This window comes from Longitalea luteola (assembly GCF_017356035.1).
In the GTDB taxonomy this organism is placed as follows: domain Bacteria; phylum Bacteroidota; class Bacteroidia; order Chitinophagales; family Chitinophagaceae; genus Niastella; species Niastella luteola.
This window is the reverse complement of sequence record NZ_JAFIQX010000002.1, coordinates 300,328-315,623: the sequence shown is the minus strand read 5'-3', so window position 1 is coordinate 315,623 and position 15,296 is coordinate 300,328. Positions and strand designations below refer to the sequence as shown.

Genomic DNA, 15,296 nt, shown 5'->3' with positions numbered 1-15,296 from the left:
TAATTGCTGCCCTGTAACCTGCAACCTGTAACTTGTAACTGGCCTCCCGGTTCAGCAGGGAACAACCAGCCAGCCTGTGACTTGATCTATACAAAAGGGAACTTTACTACTCTTGCCTTCAACAGTTTGTCGCGCACGCCGATATATATTTCAGTATCCAGCGCAGCATGCTTAACTTCCACATAGCCCATACCGATGGCTTTTTGCAGGCTGGGCGCCTGGGTGCCCGATGTAACAAATCCTATTTTGTTGCCTGCGGCATCTTTGATGTCGTAATGGTGGCGGGGAATGCCTTTGTCTACCATTTCAAAGCCGACCAGTTTACGGGCAACGCCGGCCGCTTTTTGTTTTTCCAGGATGGGGCGGGCTGTAAATTCTTTGGTGAATTTAGTGATCCAGCCAAGGCCGGCTTCCAGCGGCGAGGTAGTATCGTCGATGTCATTTCCATACAGGCAGAAGCCCATTTCAAGCCGTAAAGTATCACGGGCGCCCAAACCAATGGGCTTCAAACCCTGGGGACCACCCAGGTTGAAGATCGCATCCCATATTTTTTCGGCGTTGCCCTCTTTGTCTTCGAAGTAAATTTCAACGCCCCCTGCACCGGTATAACCGGTTGCACTGATCAGCACATTGTCAACCCCTGCAAATTTGCCTTTGGCAAACGTGTAATATTTTAAATTAAGTATATCTATATCGGTAAGCGGTTGCAGCATCTTGGTGGCGTTGGGACCCTGTATCGCCAGCAGGCAGGTCTTATCTGAAATGTTATGCATCTCTACGTTCTTAGTGTTGAATTTCGAGATCCAGTTCCAGTCCTTTTCAATGTTGCTGGCATTTACGACCAGCATGTACACTTTATTTTCCTCGATGCAATAGATCAGCAGGTCGTCAACGATACCACCCTGTTCGTTCGGCAGGCAGCTGTACTGGGCTTTGCCGGCAGTTAATTTGGAAGCGTCGTTGGAGGTGACGCGTTGAATAAGGTCCAGCGCATTTTCTCCTTTCAGAATGAACTCGCCCATATGGCTTACGTCAAACACGCCGGCATTGGTTCTAACCGCAGCGTGTTCATCATTTATGCCACTATAGGAAATGGGCATATTGTACCCGGCAAATTCAGCCATTTTGGCCCCAAGGGCTATGTGCTTTTGCGTAAAAGGCGTGTTCTTCATACAGTTTATGTAGTTTTTGTTTGGCGGCAAAAATAGGGAATCAGGCTGAACGCTTAATGCTTATCGCTGATCGCAGGTTTCCGAATTCCCTGCTCCATGTTTGCCATTTAGCTGTCCACAGTACTCGGTCCCCGTTCTGCGAATCTCCGCACAGGCGAAGCGTTCGGCGTTGAGCATTTTGCGTTTTGCAAAAAAAAGGGCCCTCAAAAGGGCCCCTGTTGTTCCAACTTCAACCCCGCCTGCTTCCGGCTACCGGATAACAGGGCGGCGGGGAGGTTATCAAGTATTTTTCATGTTGATCCTATCGGGCAATGCCATGTTTCCTCGAGGTGTGACGCTGGAGGCATCTGCCTTCTGCCCACGACCGAACGACGTTCACCGGGGCAGACATTGCTTATTTTTCCATCAGGCGTTTATTTTATAACTGGCGAACCGGCTTGAAAATAAAGTGGCAGGCTCATCTTCATTGGTACCGGCGCTGGCCGATGCAGCATTCACATTGACAGGCGTATCCTTTTTCTTCTCAGGCGCCTGCTTGCGATAGCGGTAACCGCCGGTGGTATCAACGACAGCTTCATTGTTCCTGCGGTTACGGCGCTCCCGTTTCAATTCCCGTTCATTGCGCTCTTCTGTATTGTCATCATTACTGCTTTCATCGTTCCTGTTTTCCCGCTCTTTATATTCGCCTCTTTGTAATGCTTCAGGGTCGAGTTTAGACACCTGCTTCGGGCCATCAGGCGTCATGATATATTCTTTTCCGGTTTCTACCCAATACGTGCGTTCCCAGGTATCTTCAATATCGATCCCACCGCGATGGTTGTACCGAACCTCAAACCAGTCGTATCTTGATACGCTTCTGTCGAGGATGAATCTTTTTCCAACGGGCACCTGTAAGATCAACAACACCTGTTGATTGCGCCAGCGTTCATTTTTACTGATCGAAAATCCCTTGGGCAGGTATAACATACTATCTACCTGGTAGGTTTGAAAACTGATCTTTTCTGCAATATTCCGGGCGATGACCGGATTCTTACCGCGGCTGAATTTAACTTTCGTCAGCTGGAAATTGTTGTCATTGCTTTTCACCACATCGATGCGAACCGTATTCAGCATTATGCTATCGAGGTTGGCCCCAAATAAAGGAGAATCGCCATCCCAGTCGAACCAGTCGTTACTGTAATAACGGTAGTTAATGTTACTGGTAGTTACATCCACGTACAGTTTATTGCTGGCGGGTTGCATGAGCGCAACATTCTCTTCAACAAAGTTCCTTGATTTAAAACTGCGGAGAATTGAACCGGTGAGCATGGCGGCGCTTACAATACCAACAAACCATAAAGTGCCGAATACATAACCGAGATAATGATTTTTGGAACGAACGCCCATAATGCGGCGGATAAGCCAGGTGATCAGGGCAACCACCGGCACACCCAGGAACAGCACTACTGACAACCAGGCCAGTGAATTTTGCCAGAAACCTTCCAGCAAAAACTCTTTGAACGACATAACCGGTACACCACCAAAAAGCAGTCCCATCAATGCGCCAAACAATGCCAGGGCTATCATACCCACTACAAACAGGAAGAAAGCTTTAAACAGTACGCCAATGATGTGAGCGATACCGCTGCCGGCACTGCGCGCCGTTGTGGATGCTTCTGTAGTAAAGGTTTTGACCCGCTCGCTCTGACTGAATTGTCTGGCGCGGTCGCCAAACTGCTGGGCGCTTTGTTTAACTTCGTTTCCCCAGTTCTGCGCTCTTGATCTGAAACTCTCCAGGTCTTCTTTTACGGTATCACGAATAGAGTTCAGATCAACCCGCTCCCCCCGCATTTCAAGTTTTTCAGCGGCTGTAACGGCAATGGGTACTGCAATCCATAAAACAATGTAGCTAACGAACAGCGTGCTGCCTAAAGAGCCTGTCACTACGCGTGGACCGATCCAGAAATCGATATCACCCCACCACCAGTTAAACGGACCGGACAATAACCCGATGATCAGCGGCAAAGCAAAGATCAGGCGGGGAACCCAGGTGCTGATATTGAAATAAGCTGCCAAACCACCACACACCCCCGCAATTACCTTGTCATCGCTGCTGCGGTATAATCTTTTCCTAATGTTCGATTGAATAGATTGCGAAGGAACGGCTACCCATAAGATCAGGTACACGAGCACCCCCGAACCGCCGGTGAAAAGCAGCACCACAAAAATGATGCGCATGATCACGGGATCGATGTTAAAGTAATTGGCCAAACCACTACATACACCCGCAATTATTTTATCGTCGGCATTGCGTACCAGTCGGCCGCGGGTTACATAGCTGGGTCCCTGGCTGCTTTGGGACTGCTGCCAAGAACTTTGCTGTTGACCAGTACTGCTTCCCGTTGTTTGGGCGCCGCCATTGCCGTTCGCGCCGGTCTCTGCTTCAAAATCTTCGGGGCGTCCCATACTGGCCATCACAGCCCGCACATCATCATCGGTAATGCAGGTAACCTCTTTCTTCAATCTTTCTGAGAACAATTCAGCAATACGGCTTTCGATGTCATTGATAATTTCATCCCGGCCTTCCTCATTTGAAAAATACCTTCGTAAACTTTCAATGTATTGCTTTAATATTTCGTAAGCAGTTTCCTCAATAGGAATAACCCTGCCCTGGAAATTTATATTTATAACCTTTTTCATGGTGAGTAGTGTTTGTTGGTTGAAGTTATTTGTTGGGTTGGGTCGTTTCAGTTGGATATGTGGTACTCTCTGTTGTGTTATTTGTATTGGCCGACGATGTCAGCGACTCCCTTTTACTGGCCAGTGTATTCACCGCATTGGCCAGTTCATTCCAGGTTGTCTCCAGTTCTTTAAAGAACTCTTCGCCTTTGGGCGTAAGCGAAAAGTATTTGCGGGGAGGGCCCGAATTACTTTCAACCCATCTATAGGTTAGCATTTCTGCATTCTTCAACCGGGTTAACAAGGGGTAAAGGGTACCCTCCAGGATCTGGAGATTGGCACCTCTCATTTCATCCACAATATCACTCGGGTAAGCTTCCCCGCGGCGAATGATTGAGAGAATGCAAAACTCCAGGATCCCTTTCCGCATCTGACTTTGGGTGTTCTCGATATTCATGGCTATTCTTTTTCAGACAGGCAAATGGCCTGTTCTATGTTGCTTTTATTTGAATTGTTATTTACTACCATTGGTTCTGCTTTAATGATCTGGTATAAACCTGATAATTGAAAAATATGCTCCAAAGGCGTGCTTGACCGTTGCCCTTTTATGGTTACGGCATTATCGGTTTCTGCAGCCATCAATACTAAAGTATTGCGATTATCTTTTTTGTTGGCCCAGTTATATTGTTTACCTCCGATGATCACCACCTGGTCAGGACTGCCCTTGGATTGTGTCCTGGTGAGCCCCAGTGTAAACAGGGCGACAAACATGGCTATGATAATTGCGATTGGCATGGCTGTTCGTGAAGCCGGGGCTTTATTCCCTTTCACAACACAAATATAGGGCGGTTTTTAGTACTATGCAACACATAGTACCATTTTAATTATGGTAATATTGAATGATTGCTAACTAGCTTAACCAATGATACTTGATTTACAAAGCATTACATCGAAGCTGGCTTCGGGCACAAGTTGTCATGATTGGATGAGTGGCTGAAAAATCCAGATGAATGGAGAAAAACTGGGCGAATACCTGCCCAAAAGCAAAACGGACAAGCAATCCGTTGGGAAATGCTTATCCGCTCAAATATTGTCATTCTCAAGGGCAGATTACCGCAGGGTGCACACATTTTGCACCTGCAGACGGCCATTGCCTTCTACTGTCAGGGAAAGTGATTTGCTTTGCTGATTTTGACCAGAGAAGGTGATTTTTACCTCATTAGTCCCAGGTTGCAATGGGATCCTGGTATATAATATAGTATGTGGCAAACTCTGCCAGTTGCGGGTATCGGCTTTTTCTGAAACGAAATTGAAGATCTGTATGGCCGCAGCCATAGCCTCCTTTTCATCCTTGTTCTTATCATCTTTTTTCGGCCGTGCAGCTGCTTCTGCCAGTTTTTTGATCGCCAGGCGACTGAGGGTTTTCGTCATATCTTTTAAAAACCGTTCCTTCAGGGTGGCAAAAGCCAGATCATTGATGTTTTCGGCTTTTTCAAAACTGTATTGCATATTGTTTACCGACACCGTACCACTGGTATAAAATACCGGTTGTTCAATATACTTGGGAAATGCTACCCGCAACGACCTGATGTCTGATGCTTTAATATCGTCCTTATTAAGACTACTGTTCAAAATGAACGGAACCTGCACCGCCCCGGTAGCATCGGTGAACATAAGATTGCCGATGGCGTCTTTGGTGAGCGAAAAGAAAAAATTCTGTTCCTGTTTAACGGGGGCGAGTCCGTTTTCCCAGAAGAGCACCAGTTCACCGCCGGCCTTGTTGGCAGTGGGTTGTAAAGTGGTATTAAGCAGCGTTGAATACCGTTGCACTTCATCCATAAAGCCATTGGCTGCAGCGGTTCGCAATACGTCCTGCTTTAATTGTTCGGGCAGGCTAACGCCATACCAGTTGTTATTATTCTTTAAGAATATATCAACTGCATTCCTGTACGAGATGAAAGCGTTGTTCACATCGCCGCTCTGCTCATATATGATACCCTGCAGCATGAGCGAAAAAGCATCATCTGAATACCGGTTATCCTTATTGCCGGTCTTGTCCTGCTGCGCATAACTGCGCAGGGAGATACGCCGGGCTTCTACCATCGCTTCATCGCTTTGGCCAAGCCCCAGGTAGTTCAGTGATTTATAATAATGCACCATGAACTTCTCAAAATCTTCCCCTTTGTACGTTTCCATCATGGGGTTCAGCAGCGTGCCTACTGCCACATCCCTTACTGAGGTACGGGCATCTTCAATAAAAAGATCGGCTTCGTTAAAGAACAGGTTGCTGCTATCGTATTGTTTCAGCAGATGGGCCATTTTTCCTTTTTCAAAAAGGTACAGCAGCCGGTTCCGCTTGCGCAGCAACAGCTTGTTCTGATCAATGGCCGTATACGCTTTATCGAACTGGTTGTTCACTACCTGATCGTAATAACTGCCAATGCGATTATTGTACGTGGCGCAGGAGCATAACAAGAGCATCGGACATACAACTGCCAATGCTCTTATCATATGTTTTGATGATAAAACCATGCCGGTGATAATTGCAGGTTATCTGCAGTTGAGTACAATTAATTTTTCACGAATTTGGCAATCTTCTTATCCCCTATCCAAACCACTTCATTGCTTTGAATGTTGGTCAGCTCCAGGTCAACCTGGTAATAAACCACTTTTTTGCGTTTTTGAGAATCAACGATGGAGTTGATGGAACCTTGCAGAATATAATCGGCGCCTTGTTCAAGGCCAAACTTTTTCATGCTCGAGGCAGAAGCATTGGTTTGCTGATCTGCTTTTTCGGCGCGCAGCTCATCTCTTTTTTTGCCGCCCTGTACCAGACGCACTCTTCCTGATTTAATAAAAGATTGTTCTACGTCCTTAACAAAGGTTTCGGCTTCAATGTGCTCATGGCTTTTGTTGGTAACAAAACCCACGATCACTACGGGTTTTTGTCCGCCATGCGCTTCCTGGTGATCGCCTAACCACCTTTCGCGTAAAACTGTTTCGATCATTTGTTCAGCTACCAGGCGCGAATCGGTATTGTTCCAGCGCCCGCTCAGGTCAACCTGTTCCTGGGGGTCAATACGGGTTACTTTATGCGAACAGGACAAACTCATACCGGCTACAACCAGGGCCATAACAGCCAGATAAACTCTTTTCATTTTGCTTATTTTAAAAGGGAAGAATTGATTAATGTAATGTTTTATTGATGCTTTTTATCGGCGCAAGATATTAATATGGAATCTACTTTGTATTCCATTTATACAATTATCGGTGGAATGTTAGAATTACCGGGTTAATAACCAGCCTACGGTAGCAGCGGTTGCGGCCAGTGGCACGAGGTTCCAGTAATTACGGTTCCAATACCGGCGATAGGGGTAGTAGCCATAACCACGCGAATACACAGGATAGTAACTACCATAACCACGTGAATAAACAGGATAGTAGTTGCTATAGGTACGTGGATAGTAATAGTCGAAGTCATTATAATACCAGCCGTAGCCATTCCGGGCTCTTTCCAGCCTTAATTCACGGCGGAAAGCGCGGCGTTGCTCACGGGCGGCCTGTCTGTCGGCCATCCAGTCAATGGCTTTGTATGTTTCCTGGGGAGTAGTGCCGTGCAAGCGGTTGATTGAATCGGCCATGCGGGCATATTTTACCTGGCTGATCATGTAATCGGGATTCTGGTCGGGTTCCAGGCTTGTTTGTGACATGCTCCCCGTAACTATCAGCAAAGCCAGGGGTAACAGTAACAAATTATAAAGTACATTTCTTTTCATTGATGTGGGTTTAAAGTGATATATTATTAACGAAAAACCTTATTCTTTAATTATTCCGGCGCCTGAGTGAATAACTAAATTTTGATGAGTCTAAAATACTCAGCAATCTGTTAAGCAGGGGTTAAATAAAAAGCCGGCATATAACCGGCTCTTTATCACTTCTTTATTTCTTTAGTCCAATTTCTCTTAGTCGCTCATCGAGATATTCACCAGCGGTTGCATCGGGAAAAGCTTTCGGGTGTTTGTCATCGATACAGCTTTCGAGACAGGCAAGGCTCATATCGCTTTTCGGATGCAGGAAGAAAGGTATGGAATATCTCGAAGTATTCCACATTTCCCTTGGGGGATTTACTACGCGGTGCGTCGTAGATTTCAGTTTGTTATTGGTAAGGCGTTGCAACATATCGCCCACGTTCACTACGATCTGCTCGGGCAGGGAAGTTACCGGCACCCATTCATTTTGTTTGGTCAGAATTTGTAATCCATCTGCTGATGCGCCTACCAGTAAGGTTATTAAATTGATGTCCTCATGTTGTTCGGCACGAATGGCTGATTTAGGTTCCTGCGTTATAGGCGGATAATGTATCGCCCGCAAAATGGAATTACCGTTATGAATATATTTATCGAAGTAATGTTCATCCAAACCAAGATACAGGGCTATGGCCTGCAATAACGCCTTACCTGATTTCTCAAATGCCCGGTATGCCCTGGTAAAGGTGGCATTGAAATTGGGCACATCACTTACCTGCACGTTATCGGGGTATTCGCTTTTTACGGGATCATTATCGTCGACGATCTGCCCAAACTGAAAGAACTCTTTCAGGTCGGGTGCATCACTCCCCTTTGCATGTTCTTTTCCAAAAGAAGTATAACCACGCTGACCGGCGAGGTCGGGTATTTCGTACTTCTTTTTAGTTTCGGCCGGAAGGGCAAAAAACTGTTGCACATATTTGTACAAGTCGGCAATGAGCTCATCGGGAATACCATGATTCTTTACTGCCACGAAACCAACTTCCTCATACGCTTTACCCAGTTGATTAACGAAAGCTTGCTTCAGCTGCGGATCGCCTGATAAAAAATCGGCGAGATTAACTACCGGTATTGCCATAAAATGTATTTAATTCGGTTTATACAATGAATTACCTGAAACTTCGAGGGACATACAATTTACAAAACAGTATCACCCCCACAAAATTTATGTGCAATTTCCGGCAAAAGCGGTAAAGCCTGTGATGAGTATTTTAATGGCCTTTCAACAAGGTGTTGGCGGCAGCCGAAACATTAAAACGTTTTGCGAACTATCGCACATTTATTTACCTGAACTTTTATTAACGGCCACCTCCTGTTCGTACGAAGTTATATCCATTATGGCATACCGTTTAACGCCATTTATCATTACTTCATCCAACACGTTTATGAGGTTCTGATAATTCGATTCAGGTGTTGGCTTAATCATCAACAAAAGCTCTTTGCGGTTACCTGGCTTCACCCGGTCGAGCGCAGCCTGTTTCTTCCTTACAATTTCTCCCAACCCTTCACGTATTGAATAATTGGTAATGCCATAGCAGCTGCCTTTAAGCGCATCGGTTAATTCACCATGGTAATAAAATACTTTGTCTTCTTTCAGCGGTATTACAGTTAGCGCATTGCTTAAGCCCACATTCGTAGAGTCTTTGCTGTCTTTTGGCATGATCAGGTCCGTTACCCTGGGGTCTGATATGGTGGTAGTAAAAATGAAAAATGTAATGAGCAAAAAACCAAGGTCAACCATGGGAGTTAAATCGACTCTGGTGCTTAATTTTTTACTTCTGCGCACACCGGGTTTGTCTCCGGTTGCACCGGGGATATTAATTTCAGACATAACTAATTGGTTTGATTATAAGACGCGGTGGCACAATTTTTCCATATATATTAAATATCAGTGAGCTAACTGATTAAGGTCAGGACAATAGGAAGAGCGCAATAGTACTTTTAATCATCAAAAAAGAAAAAGCATGAAAACACTGGTAGTTCCTACCGATTTTTCGTCTGTATCTGTCAATGCGCTCAATTATGCCGTTGACATGGCACAGGCCATTAATGCCGGTATAGTGTTACTGCACGTGTACAATGTACCGGTGACTTTTACAGATGTGCCTACGGCACCTGTAAACACTGTATCAATTGAAGAACTAAAACGCACGGCTGAAGAGCGGCTGGAAGAAATAAAAAGAAACCTGGTAACGATTACTTCGGGCAGCATTCAGGTATATTCTGAAGCCCGGTTAGGCGAAACCGTTGAGGAACTGGAACAGCTCTGCCGCTCTGTTGAACCACTGGCCGTTGTTATGGGCAGTCATGGGGCTACAGGTCTTGAACGAATGATCATGGGCAGCACTACCATAACTGCTATGCGACAGTTAAAATGTCCGGTGATCGTGGTACCACCAGGCACAACTTACCATGGCATTAAGAAAATCGGCCTTGCCTGTGACTTTGAAAATGTAGTTCAAACCATACCGGTGACGTATATCAAGAATATAGTCAAGGAATTCGGCGCTGACCTGTATGTTTTAAATGTGCAGGATAAGGAAGATGAGGAACGCGAACTGGCCGAACATACCCTGGATACAACTTATCTCGACGCCACGCTGGATGATGTTAAACCAATTTATGTACCATTGACCGGTAAAGATGTGGTAGAGACTATAAATGTATTTGCCGAACATAACAACCTCGATCTGGTAATGGTAATTCCGAAGAAACACCGCTTCCTCGACCGGTTATTTCATAAAAGTCAAAGCCGTGAGTTGATTGACCACGCACATATACCCATTGTTTCTATCCATGAATAGATCTCAAAGCAAAACGGTGGTCCCCGAATAATCAGGGACCACCGTTATTTTATGCCTGTCAATATGTATTAGAACTCTGCATTCTTGGGCGTTCTTGGGAAAGCGATCACATCTCGAATGTTGGTCATCCCGGTTACAAACAATACCATGCGCTCAAAGCCCAGTCCGAACCCGGCATGGGGAACAGAACCAAAGCGGCGGGTATCGAGGTACCACCACATTTCTTCTACCGGAATATGCATTTCCTTCATACGCTCGGTCAATTTTTCCAGGCGTTCTTCCCTTTGAGAGCCGCCTACTATTTCACCAATACCGGGCGCCAGAATATCCATGGCCGCTACCGTTTTTCCATCTTCATTCTGCCGCATGTAAAATGCCTTGATCTCTTTGGGATAGTTCGTCACGATCACCGGTTTCTTGAAATGTTTTTCAACCAGGTAACGCTCATGCTCGCTTTGCATATCGATACCCCATTTCACTTCATACTGGAATTTCTTTTTCTTGTACGCCGGTGAATTGAGTAAGATGTCGATGGCTTCGGTATAGGTAATACGTTCGAAATCGTTGTTCAATACAAATTCCAGTTTTTCTATCAGGCCCATTTCGCTACGTTTGTCCTGCGGCAGTGCTTTTTCCTCTTCCGACAGGCGCTGCGCCAGGAACTCCAGGTCTTCTCGGTTATGCTCCATGGCATACCGGATAATATATTTAATGAACTCTTCGGCCAGGTTCATATTGTCTTCAATATCGTAGAACGCCATTTCCGGTTCAATCATCCAGAACTCGGCCAGGTGGCGGGCCGTGTTCGAGTTTTCGGCCCTGAAGGTGGGACCAAACGTGTAGATCTCGCTAAAGGCCATGGCAGCAAGCTCGCCTTCCAGCTGACCACTTACCGTGAGGTTGGTGCTGCGGCCAAAGAAATCTTCCTTGAAGTTGATGGAACCATCTTCGTTGCGGGGCGGATTGTCGAAAGGCAGCGTGGTTACCCGGAACATTTCACCTGCGCCTTCGGCATCACTGGCGGTAACGATGGGGGTATGCATGTACACAAAACCCTTTTCGTTGAAGAACCGGTGAATGGCAAATGCCAAAGCGTGGCGAACACGGAATACGGCGCCAAAGGTATTGGTGCGGAATCGCAGGTGGGCGATCTCGCGTAAAAACTCGAGACTGTGTTTTTTTGGTTGCAGCGGGAATTTCTCCGCATCGCTATCGCCTAATATTTCAAGGGATCTTGCTTTGATCTCCATCTTTTGACCCTTACCCAAAGAAGGTACGGCTTCCCCGGTCACCTTGAGCGAGGCGCCGGTGGTGATGCGTTTGAGGGTATTTTCGTCCAACATGCCCAGCTCCACTACTATCTGCAGATTATTATTGGTACTTCCGTCGTTCAGCGCTATAAACTGGTTGTTACGGAATGTACGTACCCAACCCATTACTGTTACTTCCTGACCGGTAGCCTCACTGGCCAGCAGATCTTTAACTTTTACCCGTTTGTTGAACATATCCTGTAATTTTTTAAGGTTTCCTGTGCGCTTTGGGCGCTACAGAAGGACGGCAAAGATAAGTATTGATGCAAAGTCAGGAGATGAAATAAAACGCATAAAAAATATTTGAAAGCTAATGAATGTTAGGTAGTGCCCGGCAAGTGGTAACTGGCAGCCGGCAAGTGGCAAACTGGTAACTCATTACAGCCCTGAAACCCGCCACTTGCAACCTGTAACCTGTATTTTTGCTTCCATGAAAATCGCCTTCTTTTCCACCCAATCATACGACCGGGAATATTTCACCCGCTACAATACCAGCCATGAGCTGGTTTTCCTGGAAGCGCCGTTGAATGAACAAACAGTTGCCCTGGCCACCGGCTGTACAGCGGTTTGTGCCTTTGTAAACGACAAATGCAATGCAACCGTCATTAAAGGTCTGGCAGCCGCAGGCATCCGGCTCATCGCCATGCGATCGGCCGGTTACAATAATGTTGATCTGTCGGCAGCAGCCGCCCATCAGATAAGCATAGTTCGCGTACCGGCCTATTCACCCCATGCCGTGGCAGAGCACGCAGTGGCATTGATCCTTACGCTGAACCGTAAAACACATAAAGCCTATAACCGCGTGCGGGAAGGCAATTTCTCGCTGGAAAAATTAACCGGTTTCGACCTGAATGGAAAGACCGTTGGGGTCATCGGCACCGGCAAAATAGGCCAGGTATTTTGTGAGATCATGCAGGGATTCGGTTGCCGCATCCTGGCATTTGACCTGGTAGCCAATAGAGAACTGGAAGCCAAAGGGGTCGATTACCTGCCGCTGACAAGATTATTACCACAATGCGATATCATTTCCCTGCATTGCCCTCTCACCGAACAGACCCGGCATATCATTAATGCCGACACTTTAGGCATGATGAAACCCGGCGTCATGCTCATCAATACCAGCCGCGGTGCTCTAATTGATACCGGCGCCGTGATCAGGGCTTTAAAAACGGGCGTTATCCGCTACCTGGGCATCGATGTATATGAACAGGAGGAGAAACTGTTCTTCCATAATTTGTCTGAAGAGATCATCCAGGACGACGACATCATGCGCTTGACGAGCTTTCCCAATGTACTTGTAACCAGCCACCAGGGTTTTTTTACCGATGAGGCCCTTACCCAGATAGCCCAAACCACCCTGCAGAATATCGCTGATTTCGAAGCAGGCAAACCGCTGGTAAATAAGGTTGTGTAACCTGCAACGAGGTGTTCACCGGTTCCTTTTTCTGCACCCGGGTAACAGTAACAAACGGTCCCAAAAAGCCGCCCCTATATTGGAAATGTCGTATTAACATTTATTATCTTAATTCCTTATTTTCGGTTGCTGAATAACCATCTTTTTACCTTAACGATATTGCCACATGAAAAAATTGGTTGCCTTGTGCGTCACCATATTTATTGCCTGCAGTGTTTCTCTCGGCCAGTCTTCCGCCATAACAATTACCAGTCCGGACAGATCCATACAGGTTACCTGCCGCCTCAATGAGGGGAAACCGACGTATTCGGTTCAATATAAAAACAGCGTAGTACTGGAACCTTCGCAGCTCGGACTCGCTCGTGCTGATGGCGATTTCTCAAAAGCGCTTACCCAAACCGGTATTACACCTGTTTCTACCGTTACAGACAAATACCGGCTTGTTACGGGCAAACGCCGGAACAATGTATACAGGGCCAACCGCCAGGTGATCCATTATAAAAATGCGGCCGGCGATCTGATGGATATTATCTGGCAGGTTAGTAATGATGGCGTTGCCTTTCGCTATTATTTTCCTGGCACGAAAACGGAACCTAAAAAAGTAGACACAGAATATACCTCCTTTCATTTACCGGCAACCGCCAAAGGCTGGCTGCAGCCCATGAGCGTAGCCAAAACTGGCTGGGAACAAGTGAATCCCTGTTACGAAGAATTTTATGAGAAAGGTATAACCGCAGGCACGCAGTCGCCGCTGAAAGCAGGCTGGGTATATCCTGCACTGTTTCAGTCGGCCGGTCAGTGGCTGCTGATCACGGAAGCCGATATGGATGGAAGCTGGTGCGCCACCAAGCTGGATAATGATTCGGCCAACAGCAACTATCGCATCGCTTTTCCCGATGGACGGGAGGTAATTCCCGGCGGTGGTTTAAAACCTCTGGCTCCCCTGCCCTGGTATTCGCCCTGGCGTATTATAACCATTGGCAGTCTGGCTACCATTATTGAATCAACGCTCGGCACCGACCTGGCCAAACCAACGGTTCCCAACCAGGATTTTTCATTTGCTAAAGCAGGCAAATCGGCCTGGAGCTGGGCTTTGCTGAAAGATGATTCCACCGTTTATTCGGTACAAAAGCGCTTTATTGATTATGCTGCCGATATGAACTGGCAGTATTGCTTAATTGATGCGGACTGGGATACAAAGATCGGTTACGACAGTATGCAGTTGCTGGTGAATTATGCCAAACAGAAAAATGTTGGCATCTGGTTATGGTATAATTCGGCAGGAAGCTGGAATACTACGCCTTACCATCCCCGTAATAAACTGCTCACACATGAAGACAGGGTGAAAGAATTCAGCCGGTTACAGAAAATGGGTGTGGCCGGCACCAAGATCGACTTCTTTGGCGGGGACGGTCAGTCGATGATCCGGTATTATCTCGACATTTTGCAGGATGCCGCTGCTCACCAATTGATGGTGAACTTTCACGGCGCCACGCTGCCCCGCGGGTGGCAGCGTACCTGGCCTAATTTAATGAGCGCAGAAGCCATTAAAGGGTTTGAATACATAACCTTTGGCCAGAAAGATGCCAATGAAGAACCTGCGCATGCCGCCATGCTGCCATTTACCCGTAATGCTTTTGACCCCATGGATTTTACGCCGATGTCTCTTTATAAAATTCCGCGGATAAACCGCCAAACGACGCCGGCCTTTGAACTGGCCCTGTCGGTCTTATTCCTGTCAGGTGCACAGCATTTTGCCGAAATTCCCGAAGGAATGGCCCATATGCCAGTGCATGTGAAAGATTTCCTGCGTAAGCTGCCCACCGCCTGGGATGATGTGAAATTCATTGATGGATTCCCCGGTGAATTCGTGGTCATAGCCCGCAAATCGGGTAACAAATGGTATATCGCCGGCATAAACGGAAGTTCTGGCGAAAAAACACTGACCCTTGATCCCGCTATTTTCAAAGCTAAAAAAGCCACCAGCCTGGTTAATAGCAGGGCCAACGTTTACATTGACCAGCAAATGATAACTGTTAAACCCGGTAAAAAGGAAACGGTCACCATGGCCGCCCATGATGGATTTGTAATGGTGCTGGAATAACTGAACAAATCGACGCTTCAGGTGTATA

The 15,296-nt window shown here is 46.6% G+C and carries 13 protein-coding genes; 3 read left to right on the top strand and 10 right to left on the bottom strand.

Features of this window, described 5'->3' with window-relative positions; all coding sequences use genetic code 11:
* Window positions 1–86: 86 nt before the first annotated feature.
* The 9 genes from gcvT to JUB15_RS05425 form a co-directional block, all read right to left on the bottom strand.
* Window positions 87–1,172 (bottom strand): glycine cleavage system aminomethyltransferase GcvT, encoded by a 1,086-nt coding sequence (gene gcvT, locus JUB15_RS05465; protein WP_207511322.1) that lies wholly within the window; start codon window positions 1,170–1,172, stop codon window positions 87–89.
* Between the two features lie 405 nt (window positions 1,173–1,577).
* On the bottom strand, window positions 1,578–3,851 hold the full coding sequence (locus JUB15_RS05460; RefSeq protein ID WP_207511321.1) for a PspC domain-containing protein: 2,274 nt from the start codon (window positions 3,849–3,851) through the stop codon (window positions 1,578–1,580).
* 25 nt (window positions 3,852–3,876) lie between these two features.
* On the bottom strand, window positions 3,877–4,287 hold the full coding sequence (locus JUB15_RS05455; protein WP_207511320.1) for a PadR family transcriptional regulator: 411 nt from the start codon (window positions 4,285–4,287) through the stop codon (window positions 3,877–3,879).
* A 2-nt stretch (window positions 4,288–4,289) separates the two neighbouring features.
* Window positions 4,290–4,625 (bottom strand): hypothetical protein, encoded by a 336-nt coding sequence (locus JUB15_RS05450; protein ID WP_207511319.1) that lies wholly within the window; start codon window positions 4,623–4,625, stop codon window positions 4,290–4,292.
* 315 nt (window positions 4,626–4,940) lie between these two features.
* Window positions 4,941–6,341 (bottom strand): COG3014 family protein, encoded by a 1,401-nt coding sequence (locus JUB15_RS05445; RefSeq protein WP_242696212.1) that lies wholly within the window; start codon window positions 6,339–6,341, stop codon window positions 4,941–4,943.
* Window positions 6,342–6,400: 59 nt separating this feature from the next.
* Window positions 6,401–6,988 (bottom strand): penicillin-binding protein activator LpoB, encoded by a 588-nt coding sequence (locus tag JUB15_RS05440; RefSeq protein ID WP_207511318.1) that lies wholly within the window; start codon window positions 6,986–6,988, stop codon window positions 6,401–6,403.
* 126 nt (window positions 6,989–7,114) lie between these two features.
* Window positions 7,115–7,606, bottom strand: coding sequence for a hypothetical protein (locus JUB15_RS05435; RefSeq protein ID WP_207511317.1), 492 nt, complete (start codon window positions 7,604–7,606; stop codon window positions 7,115–7,117).
* Between the two features lie 163 nt (window positions 7,607–7,769).
* Window positions 7,770–8,714, bottom strand: coding sequence for an isopenicillin N synthase family dioxygenase (locus tag JUB15_RS05430; protein ID WP_207511316.1), 945 nt, complete (start codon window positions 8,712–8,714; stop codon window positions 7,770–7,772).
* A gap of 201 nt (window positions 8,715–8,915) precedes the next feature.
* Entirely contained in the window at window positions 8,916–9,467 is a 552-nt protein-coding gene (locus JUB15_RS05425) for a biopolymer transporter ExbD (RefSeq protein WP_207511315.1), read from the bottom strand.
* A 133-nt stretch (window positions 9,468–9,600) separates the two neighbouring features.
* On the opposite strand from JUB15_RS05425, the gene JUB15_RS05420 reads away from it, so the two are divergent.
* Entirely contained in the window at window positions 9,601–10,440 is an 840-nt protein-coding gene (locus JUB15_RS05420; RefSeq protein ID WP_207511314.1) for a universal stress protein, read from the top strand.
* A gap of 68 nt (window positions 10,441–10,508) precedes the next feature.
* On the opposite strand, the gene asnS is transcribed toward JUB15_RS05420, so the two are convergent.
* Entirely contained in the window at window positions 10,509–11,945 is a 1,437-nt protein-coding gene (gene asnS, locus JUB15_RS05415; protein ID WP_207511313.1) for an asparagine--tRNA ligase, read from the bottom strand.
* Window positions 11,946–12,180: 235 nt separating this feature from the next.
* On the opposite strand from asnS, the gene JUB15_RS05410 reads away from it, so the two are divergent.
* Window positions 12,181–13,164: a 2-hydroxyacid dehydrogenase gene (locus JUB15_RS05410; RefSeq protein ID WP_207511312.1), complete on the top strand. Its 984-nt coding sequence runs from the start codon at window positions 12,181–12,183 to the stop codon at window positions 13,162–13,164.
* A gap of 166 nt (window positions 13,165–13,330) precedes the next feature.
* Entirely contained in the window at window positions 13,331–15,268 is a 1,938-nt protein-coding gene (locus tag JUB15_RS05405) for a glycoside hydrolase family 97 protein (protein WP_207511311.1), read from the top strand.
* Window positions 15,269–15,296: the final 28 nt, after the last annotated feature.